Annotated in this window: 16 protein-coding genes; 4 read left to right on the forward strand and 12 right to left on the reverse strand. The window is 69.2% G+C overall.

Annotated elements, in window-relative coordinates; all coding sequences use genetic code 11:
- Positions 1 to 251: 251 nt before the first annotated feature.
- Positions 252 to 1,937, reverse strand: coding sequence for a ribonuclease J (locus ACQB60_RS41165; protein ID WP_496931219.1), 1,686 nt, complete (start codon positions 1,935 to 1,937; stop codon positions 252 to 254).
- A 145-nt stretch (positions 1,938 to 2,082) separates the two neighbouring features.
- The gene (dapA, locus tag ACQB60_RS41170; protein ID WP_496931220.1) at positions 2,083 to 2,982 is read right to left on the reverse strand and encodes a 4-hydroxy-tetrahydrodipicolinate synthase; all 900 of its coding nucleotides are present in this window, start codon (positions 2,980 to 2,982) and stop codon (positions 2,083 to 2,085) included.
- Between the two features lie 448 nt (positions 2,983 to 3,430).
- On the opposite strand from dapA, the gene ACQB60_RS41175 reads away from it, so the two are divergent.
- Positions 3,431 to 3,670, forward strand: a complete 240-nt coding sequence (locus ACQB60_RS41175; protein WP_384833882.1) for a hypothetical protein — start codon at positions 3,431 to 3,433, stop codon at positions 3,668 to 3,670.
- Between the two features lie 97 nt (positions 3,671 to 3,767).
- A complete protein-coding gene (locus ACQB60_RS41180) occupies positions 3,768 to 4,328 on the forward strand; it encodes an SCO5741 family PH domain-containing membrane protein (protein ID WP_496931221.1) in 561 nt (186 codons plus the stop codon).
- Positions 4,329 to 4,338: 10 nt separating this feature from the next.
- Here ACQB60_RS41180 and ACQB60_RS41185 read toward each other — a convergent pair whose 3' ends face one another.
- From ACQB60_RS41185 to eccD, 6 genes are all read right to left on the reverse strand, one after another.
- Positions 4,339 to 4,791, reverse strand: coding sequence for a tetratricopeptide repeat protein (locus tag ACQB60_RS41185; protein ID WP_384833875.1), 453 nt, complete (start codon positions 4,789 to 4,791; stop codon positions 4,339 to 4,341).
- A gap of 11 nt (positions 4,792 to 4,802) precedes the next feature.
- The gene (gene dapB / locus ACQB60_RS41190; protein ID WP_496931222.1) at positions 4,803 to 5,555 is read right to left on the reverse strand and encodes a 4-hydroxy-tetrahydrodipicolinate reductase; all 753 of its coding nucleotides are present in this window, start codon (positions 5,553 to 5,555) and stop codon (positions 4,803 to 4,805) included.
- A 29-nt stretch (positions 5,556 to 5,584) separates the two neighbouring features.
- Positions 5,585 to 6,964 carry a M16 family metallopeptidase gene (locus tag ACQB60_RS41195; RefSeq protein WP_496931223.1) on the reverse strand — a complete coding sequence of 460 codons (1,380 nt, stop codon included), beginning with the start codon at positions 6,962 to 6,964 and terminating at the stop codon, positions 5,585 to 5,587.
- On the reverse strand, positions 6,961 to 9,177 hold the full coding sequence (locus tag ACQB60_RS41200) for a polyribonucleotide nucleotidyltransferase (protein ID WP_496931224.1): 2,217 nt from the start codon (positions 9,175 to 9,177) through the stop codon (positions 6,961 to 6,963). Before ACQB60_RS41200 ends, ACQB60_RS41195 begins: the two co-directional genes overlap by 4 nt.
- A 406-nt stretch (positions 9,178 to 9,583) precedes the next feature.
- A complete protein-coding gene (gene rpsO, locus ACQB60_RS41205) occupies positions 9,584 to 9,871 on the reverse strand; it encodes a 30S ribosomal protein S15 (protein WP_030753863.1) in 288 nt (95 codons plus the stop codon).
- 235 nt (positions 9,872 to 10,106) lie between these two features.
- Positions 10,107 to 11,597 carry a type VII secretion integral membrane protein EccD gene (eccD, locus tag ACQB60_RS41210; RefSeq protein WP_496931225.1) on the reverse strand — a complete coding sequence of 497 codons (1,491 nt, stop codon included), beginning with the start codon at positions 11,595 to 11,597 and terminating at the stop codon, positions 10,107 to 10,109.
- A gap of 294 nt (positions 11,598 to 11,891) precedes the next feature.
- Between eccD and eccCa the strand changes: the two genes are divergently transcribed.
- Together eccCa and ACQB60_RS41220 are read left to right on the forward strand one after the other, a co-directional pair.
- Positions 11,892 to 15,869 carry a type VII secretion protein EccCa gene (eccCa, locus tag ACQB60_RS41215; protein ID WP_496931226.1) on the forward strand — a complete coding sequence of 1,326 codons (3,978 nt, stop codon included), beginning with the start codon at positions 11,892 to 11,894 and terminating at the stop codon, positions 15,867 to 15,869.
- A gap of 243 nt (positions 15,870 to 16,112) precedes the next feature.
- Positions 16,113 to 16,433, forward strand: coding sequence for a DUF397 domain-containing protein (locus ACQB60_RS41220; RefSeq protein WP_496931227.1), 321 nt, complete (start codon positions 16,113 to 16,115; stop codon positions 16,431 to 16,433).
- A gap of 33 nt (positions 16,434 to 16,466) precedes the next feature.
- Here the strand turns inward: ACQB60_RS41220 and ACQB60_RS41225 are convergent, their stop codons facing one another.
- The 4 genes from ACQB60_RS41225 to mycP all read right to left on the reverse strand — a co-directional run bounded on the left by ACQB60_RS41225 (position 16,467) and on the right by mycP (position 19,448).
- A complete protein-coding gene (locus ACQB60_RS41225; RefSeq protein WP_496931228.1) occupies positions 16,467 to 16,655 on the reverse strand; it encodes a hypothetical protein in 189 nt (62 codons plus the stop codon).
- 167 nt (positions 16,656 to 16,822) lie between these two features.
- The gene (locus tag ACQB60_RS41230; protein ID WP_496931229.1) at positions 16,823 to 17,125 is read right to left on the reverse strand and encodes a WXG100 family type VII secretion target; all 303 of its coding nucleotides are present in this window, start codon (positions 17,123 to 17,125) and stop codon (positions 16,823 to 16,825) included.
- Between the two features lie 59 nt (positions 17,126 to 17,184).
- Complete coding sequence (locus tag ACQB60_RS41235; protein ID WP_496931230.1) at positions 17,185 to 17,523, reverse strand: WXG100 family type VII secretion target; 339 nt, start codon at positions 17,521 to 17,523, stop codon at positions 17,185 to 17,187.
- A 683-nt stretch (positions 17,524 to 18,206) separates the two neighbouring features.
- Positions 18,207 to 19,448 (reverse strand): type VII secretion-associated serine protease mycosin, encoded by a 1,242-nt coding sequence (gene mycP, locus ACQB60_RS41240; RefSeq protein WP_496931231.1) that lies wholly within the window; start codon positions 19,446 to 19,448, stop codon positions 18,207 to 18,209.
- Position 19,449 lies beyond the last annotated feature (1 nt).

Consider the following 19,449-nt stretch of genomic DNA (forward strand, 5'->3'; position numbering starts at 1 on the left):
CTCGGTGCCTTTCAGGTTTTCGATCCAGCCTTTCGGCTTTCCCGTTTCCCTTTCCGGCGGATCCGACTTTATCAGAGATTCTGAGTCGGAATTCCCGCCCCGTCCGGGGTGCTCCAGGCACGTGAAGGTGCCGGGTTCCCGTTCAGGCGGAGACGTAAACGTACTGGAGCGGGGCGCCCCGATGCAAATCGAGGCGCCCCGCTCCGGTTCCGCGTCTCCGCGTGGGTCGACCGGCAGGTCGAACCCGCAGGTCAGACCTCCACGACGACCGGGAGGATCATCGGGCGGCGGCGGTAGTTGTCCGAGACCCACTTGCCCAGCGTGCGGCGGATGAGCTGCTGCAGCTGGTGGGGTTCGACGACCGCGTCCTGGGCCGACTTCTCCAGGACGTCCTGGATCTTCGGGATGACCGCGCTGAACGCCGAGTCGTCGATGCCCGAACCCCGGGCCTGGACGTGCGGGCCACCGGTGATCTTGCCCGTGGAGGAGTCCACGACCACGAAGACCGAGATGATGCCCTCGTCCCCGAGGATCTTCCGGTCCTTGAGCGCGGGCTCGCCGACGTCGCCGACGGAGAGCCCGTCCACGTACACGTAACCGGCCTGCACCTTGCCGACGATCTTGGCCTTGCCCTCGACGAGGTCGACGACGACGCCGTCCTCGGCGATCACGATGTGGTCGTGCGGGACGCCGGTGAGGGCGCCGAGCTCGGCGTTGGCGCGCAGGTGGCGCCATTCGCCGTGGACCGGCATCAGGTTCTTGGGCTTGCAGATGTTGTAGAAGTACAGGAGCTCGCCCGCGGACGCGTGGCCCGAGACGTGCACCTTGGCGTTGCCCTTGTGGACGACGTTGGCGCCCCAGCGGGTCAGGCCGTTGATGACCCGGTAGACCGCGTTCTCGTTGCCCGGGATGAGCGACGACGCCAGGATCACCGTGTCGCCCTGGACGATGCGGATCTGGTGGTCGCGGTTGGCCATCCGGGAGAGGGCCGCCATGGGCTCGCCCTGGGAGCCGGTGCAGACCAGGACGATCTCGCTGTCCGGGAGGTCGTCGAGCGTCTTCACGTCGACGATCAGGCCCGCGGGCACCTTCAGATAGCCGAGGTCCCGTGCGATGCCCATGTTGCGGACCATGGAGCGGCCGACGAAGGCGACCCTGCGGCCGTACTCGTGGGCGGCGTCCAGGATCTGCTGGATGCGGTGCACATGGCTGGCGAAGCTCGCGACGATGATGCGCTTCTGGGCGCCGGCGAAGACGCCCCGGATCACGTTCGAGATGTCGCGCTCGGGCGGGACGAAGCCCGGGACCTCGGCGTTCGTCGAGTCCGAGAGGAGGAGGTCGATGCCCTCCTCGCTCAGGCGCGCGAAGGCGTGCAGGTCCGTGAGGCGGCCGTCCATCGGCAGCTGGTCCATCTTGAAGTCACCGGTGGCGACGGCCATGCCCGCGGGGGTGCGGATGGCGACGGCCAGGGCGTCCGGGATGGAGTGGTTGACCGCGACGAACTCGCAGTCGAAGGGGCCCAGCTGCTCGCGGTCGCCCTCGGCGACCTCCAGCGTGTACGGGCGGATCCGGTGCTCCTGGAGCTTCGCCTCGATCAGCGCGAGGGTCAGCTTGGAGCCGATGAGCGGGATGTCCGGCTTCTCGCGGAGGAGGTAGGGGACACCGCCGATGTGGTCCTCGTGCCCATGCGTCAGGACGATGCCCTCGACGTCGTCGAGGCGGTCCCTGATGGACGAGAAGTCCGGCAGGATCAGGTCGATTCCGGGCTGCTCCTCCTCGGGGAAGAGCACTCCGCAGTCGACGATCAGCAGACGGCCCTCGTACTCGAAGACGGTCATGTTGCGGCCGATCTCGCCGAGGCCACCCAGCGGGGTGACGCGCAGGCCGCCCTTGGGGAGCTTCGGCGGAGCGCCGAGTTCAGGATGCGGATGACTCAAAAGACTCTCCTCACCACGCGCGCCACGTACCTCCAGGGCACGTGGCGCGTATGACGTTCGTGCAGTAGCAGTTGTCTGGTGTGCAGGAACGCCCCGGTATGGGGTGTCCTGCGGTGTGCTGTGTATTCAGTTGTGAAGTCTGTGGTTACAGCTGTACCCCGCCGGCGGCGAGATCGATCTTGAGCTGGGCCGTCTCCTCGACGGACAGCTCGACGAGGGGCAGGCGCAGCGGTCCGGCCGAGCGGCCCTGGAGGGCGAGCGCGGCCTTGGTGGTGATCACGCCCTGCGTACGGAACATGCCCGTGAAGACCGGAAGCAGCTTCTGGTGGATCTCGGTCGCCTTCTGCACGTCACCGGTGAGGTGCGCCTCCAGAAGGGCGCGCAGCTCGGGCGTGACGACGTGGCTGACGACGGAGACGAAGCCGACCGCGCCCACGGAGAGCAGCGGCAGGTTGAGCATGTCGTCGCCGGAGTACCAGGCGAGGCCGGAGCGGGAGATGGCCCAGCTGGCGCGGCCGAGGTCGCCCTTGGCGTCCTTGTTGGCGACGATGCGCGGGTGCTCGGCGAGACGGACGATCGTCTCGGTGTTGATCGGGACGCCGCTGCGGCCGGGGATGTCGTAGAGCATGACCGGGAGTTCGGTCGCGTCGGCGATGGCCGAGAAGTGACGGTACAGGCCCTCCTGCGGGGGCTTGTTGTAGTACGGCGTCACCGTGAGCAGGCCGTGTGCGCCGGCCTGTTCGGCGGCGCGGGCCAGCTCGATGCTGTGGCGGGTGTCGTTCGTGCCGACGCCGGCGACGATGTGGGCGCGGTCGCCGACCGCTTCCAGTACAGCCCGTACGAGCTCCGTTTTCTCCGCGTCGCTGGTGGTCGGGGACTCGCCCGTGGTGCCGTTGAGGATCAGGCCGTCGTTGCCTGCGTCCACCAGGTGGGCGGCGAGCCGCTGCGCGCCGTCGAGGTCAAGTGCGCCGTCCGCCGCGAAGGGCGTGACCATGGCGGTGAGGACCCTCCCGAAGGGGGTCTGCGGAGTGGAGGTCGGAGCCATGGGTAACACGCTACTCGCTGCTCATCGCGTGGTCCCCCCTCGGGTGAGGTGAGGAGACGGGACAAAAGTGGAGCCCGGCACTGCCTGCTCGGGGGTTCAAGCAGTGCCGGGTCCGTTTGATCAGGCTAGATGAACTTCTCGAAATGCCGCAATACGGACACTTCGCTCGGCGCATCCGTACATCAGTGCCTCACCGGGCCACCCGTCGGATCTTGCTGCCGGATCTTGTCGAACGCCGCGTGCGTGAGTGGCACGTGCCCGGCCCGCCCCCGCTCCGTCTCCTTGCGGGCGGCGCCCACACCAGGACTCGGCACCGACAAACGGTCGTTCGGTGATCCGCTGCGACATTCTTCGACGAATTTGGCAAAACTGGGCACCCTTTCGGTCATTCGTGCGTCTGTGTAGTTAGACACGATCCGCCCGAGTCCCGTGAGGAGACACGCACCCCATGTTCCGTCGGCGCGAGCCCGTCCCGTTCGCCTTCATCGCCGAAGCCGACAAGTACCGCAGCAATGTCACTCCCCCGCCCCGCGAACGCGCCACGGCAGGCCAGATCGCGGGCCGCACCCTGATCGGCCTCACCGTCGTGGCCGGTCTCGTGGGCTCCCTGCTCTTCGGGATGCCCGCCATGTCCGCCGACCAGTCGCCGGGCCACACCCAGCAGTCCGAAGCTTCCGACGGACGCTGACGCCTGACCCCCTTGGGCCCCCTTGGGTGGTAGGCCGGGGCAGGGATCGATAGCCTCACCGGGCATAGCCCATGCGTGGATTGAGTGAGGATCAGTCGTGCCCCTGCCCTTCCTGACGGCGGACCGCGCTTTTGACGAGACGGCGGCCGATGCCGCGCTGCCGTTCGACGACCGCGACCACTGGCGGCGGCCCTACCGCCCAGGCCCCTGGCGGGTGGGCGCCGCCGCGCTGCTTCTGCTGCTCGCCTCGTTCGTCCTGCTCGCCGCCGTGATCATCGCCTTCGCCGGTGCGCCGCCGGCCGCCCTGATCTGCGTCGGGGCGGCCGCCGCCGTCATCGCGAGCGCGCTGCGCATGCTGCGGATGGGCACGTGGGTGAGCGCCCACGGGCTGCGTCGCGTCGGCTTCTTGAGCACGCAGACGGTGCCCTGGGCGCAGGTCGTCGCGGTGCGTACGACGCAGCAGCCGGTGCGCTGGCTCGGCCTTCCGCGCACCGTGCAGGGGCAGGCCCTCGTCCTCGTACGACGGGACCGGGCCGGCGATGAGCTGCCGCCGCTGCTCACCGACCGCAATGCCGACTTCCTGGCCCGCTACGAAGCCTTCGACCGGGCGGCCGACTCCATCGAGGTGTGGGCCGACGAGTACCGGCGTACCGCCTGAGCCCTGAGCCTCAGGCGTTGACCGGCTTGCCGTCGTGCAGGGCGATCGCCCGCTGCATGGCCTTTCGCGCGCGCGGGGTGTCCCGGGCGTCGTGGTAGGCGACGGCGAGGCGGAACCAGGAGCGCCAGTCGTCCGGGGCGTCCTCCGTCTCGGCCTTGCGCTTGGCGAAGACCTCGTCGGCGGAGTCGCGGTCGATGCGGCCGCCGGGGGTGCGCTTCAACTCGTCGACGGGCAGGCCGCCTTCGGCGTCGAGCTCGGCGGCGAGGCGGTTGGCGCTCTTGACGAACTGGGTGTTCTTCCAGAGGAACCAGACGCCGATGACCGGCAGGATCAGCACCGCGACGCCGAAGGTGACGGTGAGCGCGGTGCCGTGCTGTATCAGGAGCACGCCGCGGCTGCCGACCAGGACGAAGTAGACGACCAGGACGGCAGCCGTGACGGCGTAAGTGATCTTCGCGCGCATGCGGTCCGGCCTCAGCCCAGGTCCAGGAAGTGTTCCAGGCCGAAGGTGAGGCCAGGGGTGGTCACCACGCGGCGGGCGCCGAGCAGGATGCCCGGCATGAAGCTGCTGTGGTGGAGGGAGTCGTGCCGGATGGTCAGCGTCTCGCCCTCGCCGCCGAGCAGGACCTCCTGGTGGGCCAGGAGGCCGCGCAGGCGCACGGAGTGGACGGGGACGCCGTCGACGTCCGCGCCGCGGGCGCCGTCCAGGGCGGTCGCCGTGGCGTCGGGCTGCGGGGCGCTGCCCGCCTCGGCACGGGCCGCGGCGATCAGCTGGGCGGTGCGGGTGGCCGTGCCGCTGGGGGCGTCGGCCTTGTTCGGGTGGTGCAGCTCGACGACCTCGACGGACTCGAAGTAGGGCGCCGCGATCTGTGCGAACTTCATGGTCAGGACGGCACCGATGGAGAAGTTGGGCGCGATGAGCACACCCGTCTTCGGGGAGGCGGCGAGCCAGGTGTTCAGCTGCGCGAGGCGGTCGTCCGTCCAGCCCGTCGTGCCGACGACGGCGTGGATGCCGTGGCCCACGCAGTAGTCGAGATTGGCCATCACCGAGTCCGGAGTGGTCAGTTCGACCGCGACCTGGGCGCCGGTGTCCGCGAGGGACTCCAGCTTGTCGCCCCGGCCGAGCGCGGCCACCAGCTCCATGTCGTCGGCGGCCTCGACGGCCCGCACCGCCTCGGAGCCGATCCGGCCCTTGGCGCCGATGACCGCCACGCGCAGCTTGCTCATCTACCTGATTCCTTAAGGGAGTACGGGAGTTAGGAGACCGCGTCCTGGAGGCGGGCGGCCTGCTTGTCCTTGATCGGGCCGATCGCCGAGAGCGACGGGCGCTGTCCCAGGATGTCGCGCGCGACCTCGCGCACCTCGTCCGGGGTGACCGCCGAGATCTTCGCCAGCATGTCGTCGACCGACATCTGCTCGCCCCAGCACAGCTCGCTCTTGCCGATGCGGTTCATCAGGGCGCCGGTGTCCTCCAGGCCGAGGACCGTGGAGCCCGCGAGCTGGCCGATGGCGCGGCCGATCTCGTCGTCCGACAGGCCGTGCTCGGCGACGTGGTCGAGCTCGTCCCGGCAGATCTTCAGGACGTCGTCCACCTGACTCGGGCGGCAGCCCGCGTACACCCCGAAGAGGCCGCAGTCGGCGAAGCCCGAGGTGTACGAGTACACGCTGTACGCGAGGCCCCGCTTCTCCCGGACCTCCTGGAAGAGCCGGGACGACATGCCGCCGCCCAGCGCGGTGTTGAGGACGCCGAGGGCCCAGCGGCGGTCGTCCGTGCGGGCCAGGCCGGGCATGCCGAGTATCACGTGGGCCTGCTCGGTCTTGCGGTTGACGACCTCGACGCGGCCCGCGGTGCGGATGGCCCGGGAGCCCTGGCGCGGGATGATCGGGGTCGCCGCGCCGCCCCGGAACGCGCCCGCCTTGTCGAAGGCGGCGCGGACCTGGCGTACGACCTTGTTGTGGTCCACGTTGCCCGCGGCCGCGACGACCAGGTGGGTCGGGTCGTAGTGCTTCTTGTAGAAGCGGCGGATGCGGTCGGCGGTCAGGGCGTTGATCGTGTCGACGGTGCCGAGGACGGGGCGGCCGAGGGGGGTGTCGCCGAGCATCGTGTGCGCGAACAGGTCGTGCACGCAGTCGCCCGGGTCGTCCTCCGTCATCGCGATCTCTTCGAGGATGACGCCGCGCTCGGCGTCCACGTCCTCCTGCTCGATGAGCGAGCCGGTCAGCATGTCGCAGACGACGTCGATCGCGAGGGGGAGGTCGGTGTCGAGCACGCGCGCGTAGTAGCACGTGTACTCCTTCGCCGTGAAGGCGTTCATCTCGCCGCCGACCGCGTCGATGGCGGAGGAGATGTCGAGGGCGGTGCGCTTGCGGGTGCCCTTGAAGAGGAGGTGCTCCAGGTAGTGCGTCGCACCGTTCAGGGACGGCGTCTCGTCGCGGGAGCCCACGTGGGCCCAGATGCCGAAGGTCGCCGAGCGGACGGAGGGCAGGGTCTCGGTGACGATGCGCAGGCCCCCGGGGAGGGTGGTCTTGCGGACCGTACCGATGCCGTCCTTGCCCTTGATGAGGGTTTGGGTACGGGCGACGGCCCGCGCCTCCGAGGAGGTGCGGGCCGTCGTCGTGGTGCTACGCGACGTCACTTGTCGGTGTCGTCCTTCTTGTCGTCGCCCTCTTCACCCTCGATGACGGGGATGAGGGAGAGCTTGCCGCGGGAGTCGATCTCGGCGATCTCGACCTGGACCTTCTGGCCCACGCCGAGGACGTCCTCGACGTTCTCCACGCGCTTGCCGCCGGCGAGCTTGCGGATCTGCGAGATGTGCAGCAGGCCGTCCTTGCCCGGGAGCAGCGAGACGAACGCGCCGAAGGTGGTCGTCTTGACGACCGTGCCCAGGTAGCGCTCGCCGACCTCCGGCATGGTCGGGTTGGCGATGCCGTTGATCGTGGCGCGGGCGGCCTCGGCGGCCGGGCCGTCGGCGGCACCGATGTAGATGGTGCCGTCGTCCTCGATCGTGATGTCGGCGCCGGTGTCCTCCTGGATCTGGTTGATCATCTTGCCCTTGGGGCCGATGACCTCACCGATCTTGTCCACCGGGATCTTGACGGTGATGATCCGCGGGGCGTTCGGGGACATCTCGTCCGGAACGTCGATCGCCTCGTTCATCACGTCGAGGATGTGCAGACGCGCGTCGCGGGCCTGCTTCAGCGCGGCGGCCAGGACCGAGGCGGGGATTCCGTCGAGCTTGGTGTCGAGCTGGAGCGCGGTCACGAACTGCTTCGTGCCGGCGACCTTGAAGTCCATGTCGCCGAAGGCGTCCTCCGCACCGAGGATGTCGGTGAGGGTGACGTAGTGCGTCTCGCCGTCGATCTCCTGGGAGATCAGACCCATGGCGATACCGGCGACGGCGGCCTTCAGGGGCACACCGGCGTTCAGCAGCGACATGGTGGAGGCGCAGACGGAGCCCATGGACGTCGAGCCGTTGGAGCCGAGGGCCTCGGACACCTGACGGATCGCGTAGGGGAACTCCTCGCGCGTCGGCAGCACCGGCACGAGCGCGCGCTCGGCGAGGGCGCCGTGGCCGATCTCGCGGCGCTTCGGGGAACCGACGCGGCCGGTCTCGCCGGTGGAGTACGGCGGGAAGTTGTAGTTGTGCATGTAGCGCTTGCGCGTCACCGGGGAGAGGGTGTCGAGCTGCTGCTCCATGCGCAGCATGTTCAGCGTGGTGACGCCCAGGATCTGGGTCTCGCCACGCTCGAACAGGGCGGAGCCGTGCACGCGCGGGATGGCCTCGACCTCGGCGGCGAGCGTACGGATGTCCGTGACGCCGCGGCCGTCGATGCGCTTCTTCTCCTTGATGACGCGCTCACGGACCAGGGTCTTGGTCAGCGAGCGGTACGCGGCGGAGATCTCCTTCTCGCGGCCCTCGAACTCCGGGAGGAGCTTCTCGCCGGCCAGCGCCTTGACGCGGTCCAGCTCGGTCTCGCGCTCCTGCTTGCCGGCGATGGTGAGCGCCTGGGCCAGCTCGGGGCGGACGGCGGCGGTGAGGGCCTCCAGGACGTCGTCCTCGTAGTCGAGGAAGATCGGGAACTCGCCGGTGGGCTTGGCGGCCTTGGCGGCGAGGTCCGACTGCGCCTTGCACAGGACCTTGATGAAGGGCTTCGCGGCCTCGAGACCGGCGGCCACGACCTCCTCGGTCGGCGCCTCGGCGCCGCCCTTGACGAGCTCGATGGTCTTCTCGGTGGCCTCGGCCTCGACCATCATGATCGCGACGTCGCCGTCCTCCAGGACGCGACCGGCGACGACCATGTCGAAGACGGCGTCCTCGAGCTCGGTGTGCGTCGGGAAGGCGACCCACTGGCCCTTGATCAGCGCGACACGCGTGCCGCCGATCGGGCCGGAGAACGGGAGGCCGGCCAGCTGCGTGGAGCAGGAGGCGGCGTTGATCGCGACCACGTCGTACAGGTGGTCGGGGTTGAGAGCCATGATCGTCTCGACGACCTGGATCTCGTTGCGCAGGCCCTTCTTGAAGGAAGGACGCAGCGGGCGGTCGATCAGGCGGCAGGTCAGGATCGCGTCCTCGGAGGGGCGACCCTCACGGCGGAAGAACGAACCGGGGATCTTGCCGGCGGCGTACTGCCGCTCCTCGACGTCCACCGTGAGCGGGAAGAAGTCGAGCTGGTCCTTGGGCTTCTTCGAAGCGGTGGTGGCCGACAGCACCATGGTGTCGTCGTCCAGGTAGGCCACGGCGGAGCCGGCGGCCTGACGGGCCAGGCGGCCCGTCTCGAAGCGGATGGTGCGGGTGCCGAAGGTGCCGTTGTCGATGACGGCCTCGGCGTAGTGGGTCTCGTTCTCCACTAGCGTTCTCTCCTCGTCTTCGTCCCGGCGCCCGTGTGGCGCGGGACGGTGGTGGAGGAGCACTGCCTGCTGGTGCGGACCGGTCTTCGATCGAAGCACCCGGGTGCCGGGGCCGCGCTGCGGCTGCCGACTGGCCCGGGGGCCACTACCGAGGACCGGTGGCGTCGAGGCTTGCTCCTCCGCGTTCGGTATGACGTTGTCACGTCGGGGGTGTGGGGGCGATACGGATGTGTCGACGGACGTCGAACCGAGATCGACCCGACACCGACGGCATCAGCACGTTCCGTACACCCTCACGTGCGTAGCGTCTCCAGACTACAAAGGCCCGGTGACACTGCGCACGTACAGCAAAGGGAGCGGCCCCCTTCGAGTGCTTCGAGTGGGAACCGCTCCCTTCACCGGCGTCTTACTTGGCGCCCGCCGCACCGCGGCGGATGCCCAGGCGGTCGACCAGCGCACGGAAGCGCTGGATGTCCTTCTTCGCCAGGTACTGCAGCAGGCGACGGCGCTGACCGACCAGGATCAGCAGACCACGACGGGAGTGGTGGTCGTGCTTGTGGGTCTTGAGGTGCTCGGTCAGGTCCGAGATGCGGCGGGAAAGCAGCGCGACCTGGACCTCGGGGGAGCCGGTGTCGCCCTCCTTGGTGCCGAACTCGGTCATGATCTGCTTCTTCGTAGCGGCGTCGAGCGACACGCGTACTCCTCGTAGTCTTTGTTCGTAGGCCCTGGGGGCTTCTACGTCGCCATCGAGTGCCCCTGGTCTCTGTCTCAGGGGAGCTTCCGTAACTCGGGAGGCGGGGTCCGCTGGGCCCACGCTGAAAAGAACCGCCCTCAGGTCCCTTGCGGGGTGCCGGGGGTGCGTAGACATGCGGCCGTTGTTCAGGGTACCAGTGCCGACGAGCGGCCCCGCCCAGACCCCTGGTCCCCTTCTAGCTGGTCAGGGAGCGGACCTCCGCGTACACATCGAACACGGCGAGGGCCAGCGGTACCAGCGCCAGGAGCACGAATCCCTCCGCGATCTCCAGGAAACGGCCCCAGAACGGGGTCACACCCCGGCGCGGCACGACCAGCCCGATCAGCGTGACCAGGCTCGCCGCGGCCCCGATCGCCGCGGCGAGCCAGACCGTGCGGACGTCCAGCTCCGACGCGTCACTCAGGTGGGACGGATTCAGGCAGAGCCCCAGGCCGAGCAGGACGAGGGTGAGCAGGCCCGCCGTCAGGACGGAGCCGACCTGCGCGGTGTACCGGAACAGCTGGGCGCGCGTCAGCATCGCCACCCCGGTGGCGAGGGCGAGCAGCTGTGCCCAGGCGTCGTCGGAGAATCCGAGCACGGCGGCCGCTCCGACGGACACGAGGGCGCAGCCGCCCACGAGGCCGACCAGGAGCTCGTGGCCACGACGGGCCTGGGCCGCGATGCGCTCGGCGTCGACCGGCTCGTGCGGGACCGGGTCGGCGCCGTAGTCGCGGCGTGAGCCGTTGGGCGGTTCGAAGCCGATGGGCAGGCGGGCGAAGCGGAGGGAGAGGCCGGGCAGGAAGGCGAGGGCTCCCACCGCGAAGGGGGCGCACAGCGCGGCGGTCTCCGTCGGCCTCAGTTCCACGAGGGTCGCCAGGAACATCGCGATCAGGCCCACCGCGGAGGCGAAGACAACAGCGACGAAGGGGCCGTCGCCGTGCGGTGCCGCGAGTGTGAGGATCACCGAGGCGATGAGCAGGGCGGCGCACGCCAGCAGCACCTGCAGTCTGCCGATGCCCTGACCGTCGGCGAGGGGCAGCAGGCCCGAACCCGCCACCGCCACGTTCGGCAGGGCGCCGAGGCCGAGCGCGACGGCCGAGGACCGGTCGTCGTAGATCCGCGCCCGTACCGCCGCGAGGCCCACCATGAGCAGGCCGACGGCGCCGGCGATGATGCCCGGCAGGCCGTGCATGTCGTGGCCGACGCCCGCGGTCCAGGCCACAGCGGCGATCAGCATGGGCAGGACGGCTCCGCCGATGAGACCTGCGACGCGGGTCAGTTCGTCGTTCCACAGGGTGCGGTCGCGGGTGACCGCGGAGGCCACGGCCTCGGACACGTCGTCGACGACGGCCGGCGGGAGCGACTCCGAGAACGGGCGCAGCGTCAGCAGTTCACCGTCCAGGATGCGCTGTGCGGCGAAGCTGCGGGCGCCGTCGAGCACGGCGCCGTCACGGCGTACGAGGTGGTAGCCGACCGGGGCGCCCTCGGCCGGGCTCTGCTGGGACAACCGCAGGATCTCCGGATAGAGGTCGGCCAGCGGAACGTCGTCGGGGAGGGCGACATCGATACGGCTGTCGGGAGCCACGATGGTGACCCTGCAGAAGCCGAGGCCCGCGCCGGCGCCGGAGGGAGTTCCCGGCCCCGTACCACTAGGCCCGGTGGGCGTTCTCGTTGCTGCCGTACTCACCCGCTGATCCCCCTCGTTCCCGTAATGCTTGCCTCATGGGCCGAAATTCCATGAGACTTGCCATGCCATGGTCATCAAGTATCGATTGGTGAGCGGCAATTGTGCCGGGTGGCAAACACTGTCGCATCCAATGGCTGGTTTCTTGCGCTCTGTTCGCGCACTCCGGACCTTCGCCCTGGCTGCGGCAGGGTACCGCCTGGCCTCGTCCGCGCGGTCAGTAGCATTGCGAACGCAACATCAATATCACGCACGCAATGCAGTAACTCTTCGGTCTGGCAAGGGAATTGGTGAGTAGTGAGCCAAATCATCGTGAAGCGCCCGCCACGGGCGTTGCCGTCCGAGGTGCCCACAAACGAGATAGTCCTGCAATCTCCGCCCGAACTGCCGCGCGGGCAGCAGGAGGGCGCCATGATGCAGCTCCTCCCCATGCTCGGCATGGGTGGTTCCGTGGTGTTCTTCTTCATGCCGAGCGCGTATCCCTTCATGAAGATCATGGGCATGGTGATGGTCGCGTCGACGGTCGCCATGGCCGTCGCGATGCTGGTGCGCTACCGGCGCGGCACCCAGGGGCAGTTGGCCGACATGCGTCGCGACTACCTCCGCTACCTGGGGCAGACACGCCGCTCCGCCGTCGTCGCCGCTCGGTCGCAACGTGACGCCCAGTACTACCTGCACCCCTCCCCCGAGCAACTGTGGGCGCTGGTCGCGGAGGGCAGCCGGGTGTGGGAGCGCCGGGTGGGTGACGCGGACTTCGGGCAGGTGCGCATCGGCCTTGGCCCGCAGGCCCTGGCCACTCCGCTGGTCGCGCCGGAGACCGCCCCGGTGGACGAGCTGGAGCCGCTGACCGCGGGGGCGATGCAGCGGTTCCTCGCCACGCACAGCACGGTGGAGGGACTGCCCATGGCGGTCTCGCTCCGCGCCTTCTACCACGTGACGGTCAGCGGCCGGCTCGAGACCGTTCGCGCCACCACGCGCGCGCTGGTCGCCGGTCTCGCCTCGCTGCACTCCCCCCAGGACCTGCTGGTCGCGGTGGTGGCGGGGCAGGAGGCCGCGCCGCACTGGGAGTGGGCGAAGTGGCTGCCGCACTGCCAGCTGACCGGGACCGCGGACGGGGCGGGTACGCGTCGGCTGATCAGCGGTGACGCGGCGGAGCTCGACGACCTGCTCGCTCCTCGGCTCACCGGGCGCCCCCGCTTCCACCCGAGCGGCACTCCCATCGCGGACGAGCCGCACATCGTCGTCGTCCTCGACGGCCGGACGCTGCCGCCGACCTCGGCCCTCGCCACGAGCGAGGGGCTCCAGGGCGTCACGGTCATCGAGGTCGTACCGGGAGAGCCGGCGGCCGTCCGCGGCGGCCTCTCCGTCTCCGTGACCCCCGAGTCGCTGCGGCTCGAGTCCGGTCATGGGCTCGTCTACGAGGGCACTCCCGACACCCTCTCCTACGAAGCGGCCGAGGCCCTGGCACGGCAACTGGCGCCGCTGCGCATGGCGTCGGGCGGCGACGACGGCGAACCCCTGCTGGCGAATCTGGACTTCACCGACCTGCTCGGGCTCGGGGACGCGTCCTCCGTGGACACCGCCCGCACCTGGCGCTCCCGCACGCTGGCCGAACGGCTGCGCGTGCCCATCGGCGTGGGCGAGGACGGCCGCCCCGTGATGCTCGACCTCAAGGAAGCGGCCCAGGAAGGCATGGGTCCGCACGGGCTGTGTGTCGGCGCGACGGGCTCCGGCAAGTCGGAGCTCCTGCGTACCCTGGTGCTCGGACTCGCCGTCACGCACTCCTCCGAGACGCTGAACTTCGTCCTCGCGGACTTCAAGGGCGGCGCGACGTTCGCGGGCATGTCCCAGATGCCACATGTGGCCGCCGTCATCACCAACCTCGCGGACGACCTGACGATGGTCGACCGCATGGGCGACTCCATCCGCGGCGAACTCAACCGCCGTCAGGAACTGCTGCGTGACGCCGGCAACTACGCCAATATCCACGACTACGAGAAGGCGCGCGCGGCCGGAGCCCCACTGCAGCCCATTCCCTCCCTGGTTCTCGTCATCGACGAATTCAGCGAACTCCTCACGGCCAAGCCCGACTTCATCGAGATGTTCGTGCAGATCGGTCGTATCGGCCGCTCGCTCGGCGTGCATCTTCTGCTGGCTTCGCAGCGTCTTGAGGAAGGGCGGCTGCGCGGCCTGGAGACGTACCTCTCGTACCGCATCGGTCTGCGGACGTTCTCCGCGTCCGAGTCGCGTGCCGCGCTCGGTGTCCCTGATGCGTACCACTTGCCGAATGTCCCGGGCTCCGGCTATCTGAAGTTCGGCACGGACGAAATGGTGCGTTTCAAAGCCGCGTACGTTTCGGGGGTCTACCGCTCCGGTTCCGAGCGGGCCGCCACGCCGGGCGGGCCGCTGCCGGTGGAGCGCCGTCCCGTGCTGTTCACCGCGGCGCAGGTGCCGGTGCGCTTCACCGCGTCCCCCGTGCCCGACCCGCGCGCGTCGTCCGCACCGGACACGGACGACGCCCTGGCCGACACCGTGCTGGACGTGGTCGTACGCCGGCTGGAGGCGCAGGGCCCGGCGGCTCACCAGGTGTGGCTGCCCCCGTTGGAGAGCCCGCCGTCACTCGACGCGCTCCTGCCGGGGCTCGCGTACGTGGCCGAGCGCGGACTGACGCAGCCCGGATACGAGGGGGCGGGACGGCTCGTCGTGCCGCTCGGCCTCGTCGACAAGCCGTACGAGCAGCGGCGCGACCCCCTGTGGTGCGATTTCTCCGGGGCAGCCGGGCACATGCAGATCCTGGGCGGCCCGCAGTCGGGCAAGTCGACGTTGATCCGCTCCTTGATGGCTTCCTTCGCCCTCACCCACACTCCCACCGAAGTCCAGCTGTACGGACTCGACTTCGGCGGTGGGGGCATGGTGTCCGTCGCCGGACTCCCGCACGTCGGCGGGGTCGCCTCGCGCCTCGACCCCGAGCGGGTGCGGCGCACGGTGGCCGAGGTCTACGGAGTGCTGACCCGGCGCGAGGAATACTTCAGGACCGCCGGCATCGCGTCCATGGCCGACTTCCGGGCACGCCGGGCGCGCGGCGACATCTCCGTGACCGACCAGCCGTGGGGCGATGTCTTCCTCCTGATCGACGGCTGGGGCAACTTCCGTACGGATTACGAGGGGTTGGAGCCCGCGGTCCAGGACATCGCGGCACGAGGGCTCGGTTACGGGATCCATCTCGTGCTGACGGCGTCACGGTCCATGGAGGTGCGCGCCAACCTCAAGGACCACCTCATGAACCGCCTCGAGCTGCGCCTGGGCGACACCATGGACTCCGAGTTCGACCGCAAGGTCGCCGCGAACGTCCCCGCGGGGGTGCCCGGCAGGGGCCAGACGCCGGGGAAGCAGCACTTCATGGCAGCCGTACCGCGGATCGACGGGTTGTCCTCGGACACCGACCTGGCCGATGCGACCGCTGCACTCGCTGTCGAGGTCACCCGGCACTGGAGTGCGCAGAAGGCTCCCGAAGTACGTCTGCTGCCCAGGGAGCTGCCCGCGGATCACCTTCCCCCCGGGCACCTGTTCCCGGACCGGGGCGTGGCCTTCGGCCTCGACGAGACCAACCTCGAGCCGGTCTTCGTCGACTTCGAACAGGACCCGTTCTTCCTGGTCTTCGGCGAGAGCGAATCGGGCAAGTCGAACCTGCTGCGCCTGCTGATCGAACAGCTGACGCGACGGTACTCCGGCGACGTCTGCAAGCTGTTCGTCATCGACAACCGCCGCTCGCTCCTGGACGTGACCCCGCCCTCGCATCTCGCGGAGTACGTCCCCATGTCCAACGCCATGGACCACCACGTGGACGCCCTGGTCAACCTGATGCAGCGCCGCACGCCGACAGCCGACGTCACCGCACAGCAGCTGCGTGACCGGAGCTGGTGGCAGGGCCCGACGGTGTACGTCGTCGTGGACGACTACGACCTGGTCTCGACGGCGAGCGGCAACCCGCTCGGCAGGCTCACCGAACTGCTCCCGTTCGCCCGGGACGTGGGGGTCCGCTTCATCATCGCGCGCTCGTCGGCGGGTGCGGGGCGGGCGGCGTACGAACCGTTCATGCAGCGGATGACGGAGCTCGGCGCCCAGGGACTCGTACTCGCGGGAGACCCCGGTGAGGGAGACGTCCTGGGCGGGGTGCGGCCGCGGCCGATGCCCACCGGGCGGGGGGTCTTTGTCTCGCGGAGGCGGGGGAAGCCCTTGGTGCAGACGGGGTTGATGCGGGTGGTGGAGCGCTGAGGGGGCGTACGTGATGACCGATGGGGATGAGGACGGGCCTGTCGAGGGGCTCGCGCGCCGCTCGTCGCGGGGTGCGATCGGCCCATGCCTCCTCAGACGAAGCCGCCTTGCTGCGGTTCGCGACTGTCTGACATCGGCCGGCACGTCACCCGTCGGTACCGGACCTAAGTCTCCTCCACGCCCGTGACCGCACAAGTAGGCTGACCCCACAGACAGTTAGCACGTCGGGAAGGGCACCGCACCATGGCCGAGGCAGAGGGCAAGGGCGTCGAGACGTCGCTGGGCGAGGACGTCAAGGCACGCAAGGAGCGGGAGAAGAACGAGCTCTACGCCCTCGACATCTCCGACGTCGAGTGGCACAGCGCTCCGGGCACCGAGGCCCACGAGGAGCGGGTCGAGATCGCGTATCTGCCGGAGGGCGCCGTGGCGATGCGGTCGTCGCTCGAGCCGGAGACGGTGCTGCGGTACACGGCGGCGGAGTGGGAGGCGTTCGTACTGGGGGCGCGGGACGGGGAGTTCGACCTGGAGCCGGCGCCGCACAATGGCGGGATGGCGGTGGAGTAGGGCGCCCGGAGCCGGCGAGGGCCCGGCTGCCGCCTAGTCGTTCGTGCTCTGACGCTTACTCGCCCAGATACACAGAGCCACGACCGCGAGGGCCAGGAGCAGGATCCAGAACCAGGTGGGCACGGCGCCGCCCCCGCCACCGGTTCCGCCGGAGTGGTAGTGGTGGTATCCGCCGCCTCGGCGGCCGCCGGTGGCGAGTACGTGTGCGTGGTGGAGGTCCATGGGCGGGACTCTAGGGCGCATCCGGCTGTCATGGGCACGTCGTCACGAAGGTGTGACAGGGGTGTGGCTTCGTGCGATGAGTCCAGGGGCCCGCGCGCGAACGACGACGTCGGGGTGGACATCTCCCGCGCATGTCCACCCCGAGCGTCGTTCTGTAACGCCTTGGCTCACAGGAAGTAGCTGGCGCCCTTCAGGTCGCCACCCCTGTAGTCACCGCCTGCCTGACTGACCTTCTGCCCGATCTCCTGGAGAGCCCGGTGGATGGCGGAGACGTGCTCGTCCCACTCCTTCTGCTTCGCGAGGTACGCCGTGTGCGCCTCGCCCTCCCAGCCCTCGGCAACCTTGGCCACGGCCCGCTTGATGTCCGCGAGAGTTGCCTCCAACTCCCTCGCCTGAAGGCCGAGTTCGGTGGTGATGGCGTCAAGGCCGCCGTACTTGACGGCAAGCCCTTCGAGGTGAACGTTCGCCATGCTTGTTTCCTCTCCCAAGTGTGGTGGCCGGACCGTGAAAGTCCGGCGCAGGGCACTGCTCAGTAGCTGCTGATGGCCGAGTGCTTGCCGCCGTACTGCACGTCGATGCCCTGAACGGTGGCGCGGATCTGGTCCTCAAGGCCGTCCGTCAGCTTCTCGTTGCCCTGGATGCCTTCCAGGAAGTCCACGAGGAGATTCCCGATCACTCGCATGTGCTGGTTGATCTCGGTCTGCTTCGCGTCGAAGGCGTGCGCACCGATCCCCTGCCAGTTGCCCTCCATCATGTCGAGAGTTCCCTGGAGGCGCTTGAGCTGCTTCTGGACCGAGTCGTACTTGCCCACGATCTCGTTCTTCAGGAGCCTGACTTGTTCGTTGTTTAGCTTCCGGCCGTCTGCCATGGCTGGGGTCCCTTCGGTTCTCTTCGTGAGCCGTTGTCGAGGCGTACGGGGGTGGCGTCGGCGAGGACGGGGCGGCGCCGAGGCGTGTCGGCATGGAGGTGGAGGGCCGAGGTACAGACCGGCGAAGCGGCTGTGCGAGGCACGCCGAAGTCCCCTGACAATGCAGGGGTTCGCGCCCGGAACCTTCCCGGCGTTTCCCGCCCACGTCTCACGTCAGCACCTGATGACGGCACCGCTCCCCCGTGCCTGCCCGCAGGAAGCATGAAGCTCCCTTCCCCGTGTCTCAGCGGCTCAAGACCACCCGCGTCCGTACCAGTCGGTGGACTGCCTGAGTGACTGCTATCCGCTGCGCTGTCACTGTAGTCACACTCAGCGCGACGGCCAACATTAGTTTGCAGGTGGGTAGTTGGAAACCAGTCACTCACAGCAGGTAGCACTGGCACCCATACGCGACCACAAGGCGCAACTTGCCCTTTTGTCGACGCATGACCGGCCAACTTCCCGGGTTCGCGGGTTCGCGGGTTCGCGGGTTCGCGGGTTCGCGGGTTCGCGGGGAATGCTCCCTGAAGTCCACGAGGCCGTCCGGCTATCAACACACACGCAGAAAAACCAGGTTGAGCTCGGAATGCGCGAGGGAGGTCCTGCAAGACCTTGCCATATATCCGCTCGTGGCACCGCCACCATCAACTCACCCCTCGCCTCCTCCGCGCATCCCGCACAGCCACCCCCACCCCGGCCAGTCCCCCCACCGCAACCACAACGCCCACCACCACATACGTGGCCAGCCGAGCGTTGCGCTCGCTCGCCGTCTCCCCCAAGTGGAGTTCAGCCGGAACAGGTGCCGCTGCCCGCCGTACGCCCTCATCGGCCACCGGGTGCTCCACGGGGTGGTCGTCCTCCGTCAGGGCCCGCACCGGGTCCACCACTCCCCAGCCGACCAGACGGTCGTGGCCGGCGACGGAGCGTTCCGCCGTCTGCTCGATCTGCGCGACGATCTGTTGGCTCGTCCAGTTGCCGTGCTTGGCCTTGATGAGGGCGGCGACCGCGGCGGCGTACGGGGCGGAGAAGCTCGTTCCGTTGTCGGGGCAGTGGCCGCCCTTGGGGACCGTGGAAACCATGTCGACTCCGGGCGCCGCCACGTCCACGAACCGGCCGGACTGGGAGAAGGGGGCGCGTTCGTTGTTGCGGTCCGAGGCCGCGACCGCCAGGACGCCCTCATAGGAAGCCGGGTAGGTGTCCTTGCTGTTGCCGTCCAGGCCGTCGTTGCCCGCGGAGGCGACCACCACCCTGCCCTTGTCCAGGGCACGTTTCACGGCCTGCTGGAGCTTCAGGGTGGGTCGGACGGCGTTGGACGTGTCCTGGGAGATGTTGATGACCCCCGCTCCCGCCTCGACCGCGTAGTCGATGGCTCTGGCGAGCGACTCCGCTGTGCCATGGCCCTCCGCGTCGTTCTGGTCGATGGGGATGATCGTCGCGTCCGGGGCCAGGCCGACGAAGCCCGTTCCCTTCAAGGGGCGCGCCGCGATGATGCCGGCCACGCGCGTGCCGTGGCCCACCTCGTCGGTGGTGCCGTTTCTCGCGCCGCGCGACTTCGGATTCTTGTTCTCGTCCTTGAGCTTCTCGGGGAGGAGATTGACCCCCTTCGAAGTGTCCACCGCGTGCGTGAGTTGGGGGTTCTTGATGTCGACCCCCGTGTCGATGACCGCGACCTTCACGCCCTTCCCCGTGGACTGGCGCCACAGTTCGTCGAGGAGCACACGTTGCAGGGACCAAGGGCGGCCTTCGTACTTCTTCGTTCCGAAGGTGCACTGGTCGGTGGCGGAGGCGGACGGTGCCGCCGAGGCCGTCGGCGCCGCTGTGCAGGTGGCGGCGAGGGCCGCGGTGAGGACCGCGGCCGCGCAGTGCCATGAGCGCGCGTATCGCATG

The sequence above is a fragment of the Streptomyces odontotermitis genome, from assembly GCF_050510915.1.
Lineage (GTDB): Bacteria > Actinomycetota > Actinomycetes > Streptomycetales > Streptomycetaceae > Streptomyces.

Excerpts from the sequence above, each read along its gene's own strand:
- dapA (WP_496931220.1), bottom strand. The coding sequence starts at position 2,982 with ATGGCTCCGACCTCCACTCCGCAGACCCCCTTCGGGAGGGTCCTCACC.
- ACQB60_RS41175 (WP_384833882.1), top strand. The coding sequence starts at position 3,431 with ATGTTCCGTCGGCGCGAGCCCGTCCCGTTCGCCTTCATCGCCGAAGCC.
- ACQB60_RS41185 (WP_384833875.1), bottom strand. The coding sequence starts at position 4,791 with ATGCGCGCGAAGATCACTTACGCCGTCACGGCTGCCGTCCTGGTCGTC.
- dapB (WP_496931222.1), bottom strand. The coding sequence starts at position 5,555 with ATGAGCAAGCTGCGCGTGGCGGTCATCGGCGCCAAGGGCCGGATCGGC.
- ACQB60_RS41220 (WP_496931227.1), top strand. The coding sequence starts at position 16,113 with ATGGCCGAGGCAGAGGGCAAGGGCGTCGAGACGTCGCTGGGCGAGGAC.
- ACQB60_RS41225 (WP_496931228.1), bottom strand. The coding sequence starts at position 16,655 with ATGGACCTCCACCACGCACACGTACTCGCCACCGGCGGCCGCCGAGGC.
- ACQB60_RS41230 (WP_496931229.1), bottom strand. The coding sequence starts at position 17,125 with ATGGCGAACGTTCACCTCGAAGGGCTTGCCGTCAAGTACGGCGGCCTT.
- ACQB60_RS41235 (WP_496931230.1), bottom strand. The coding sequence starts at position 17,523 with ATGGCAGACGGCCGGAAGCTAAACAACGAACAAGTCAGGCTCCTGAAG.
- mycP (WP_496931231.1), bottom strand. The coding sequence starts at position 19,448 with ATGCGATACGCGCGCTCATGGCACTGCGCGGCCGCGGTCCTCACCGCG.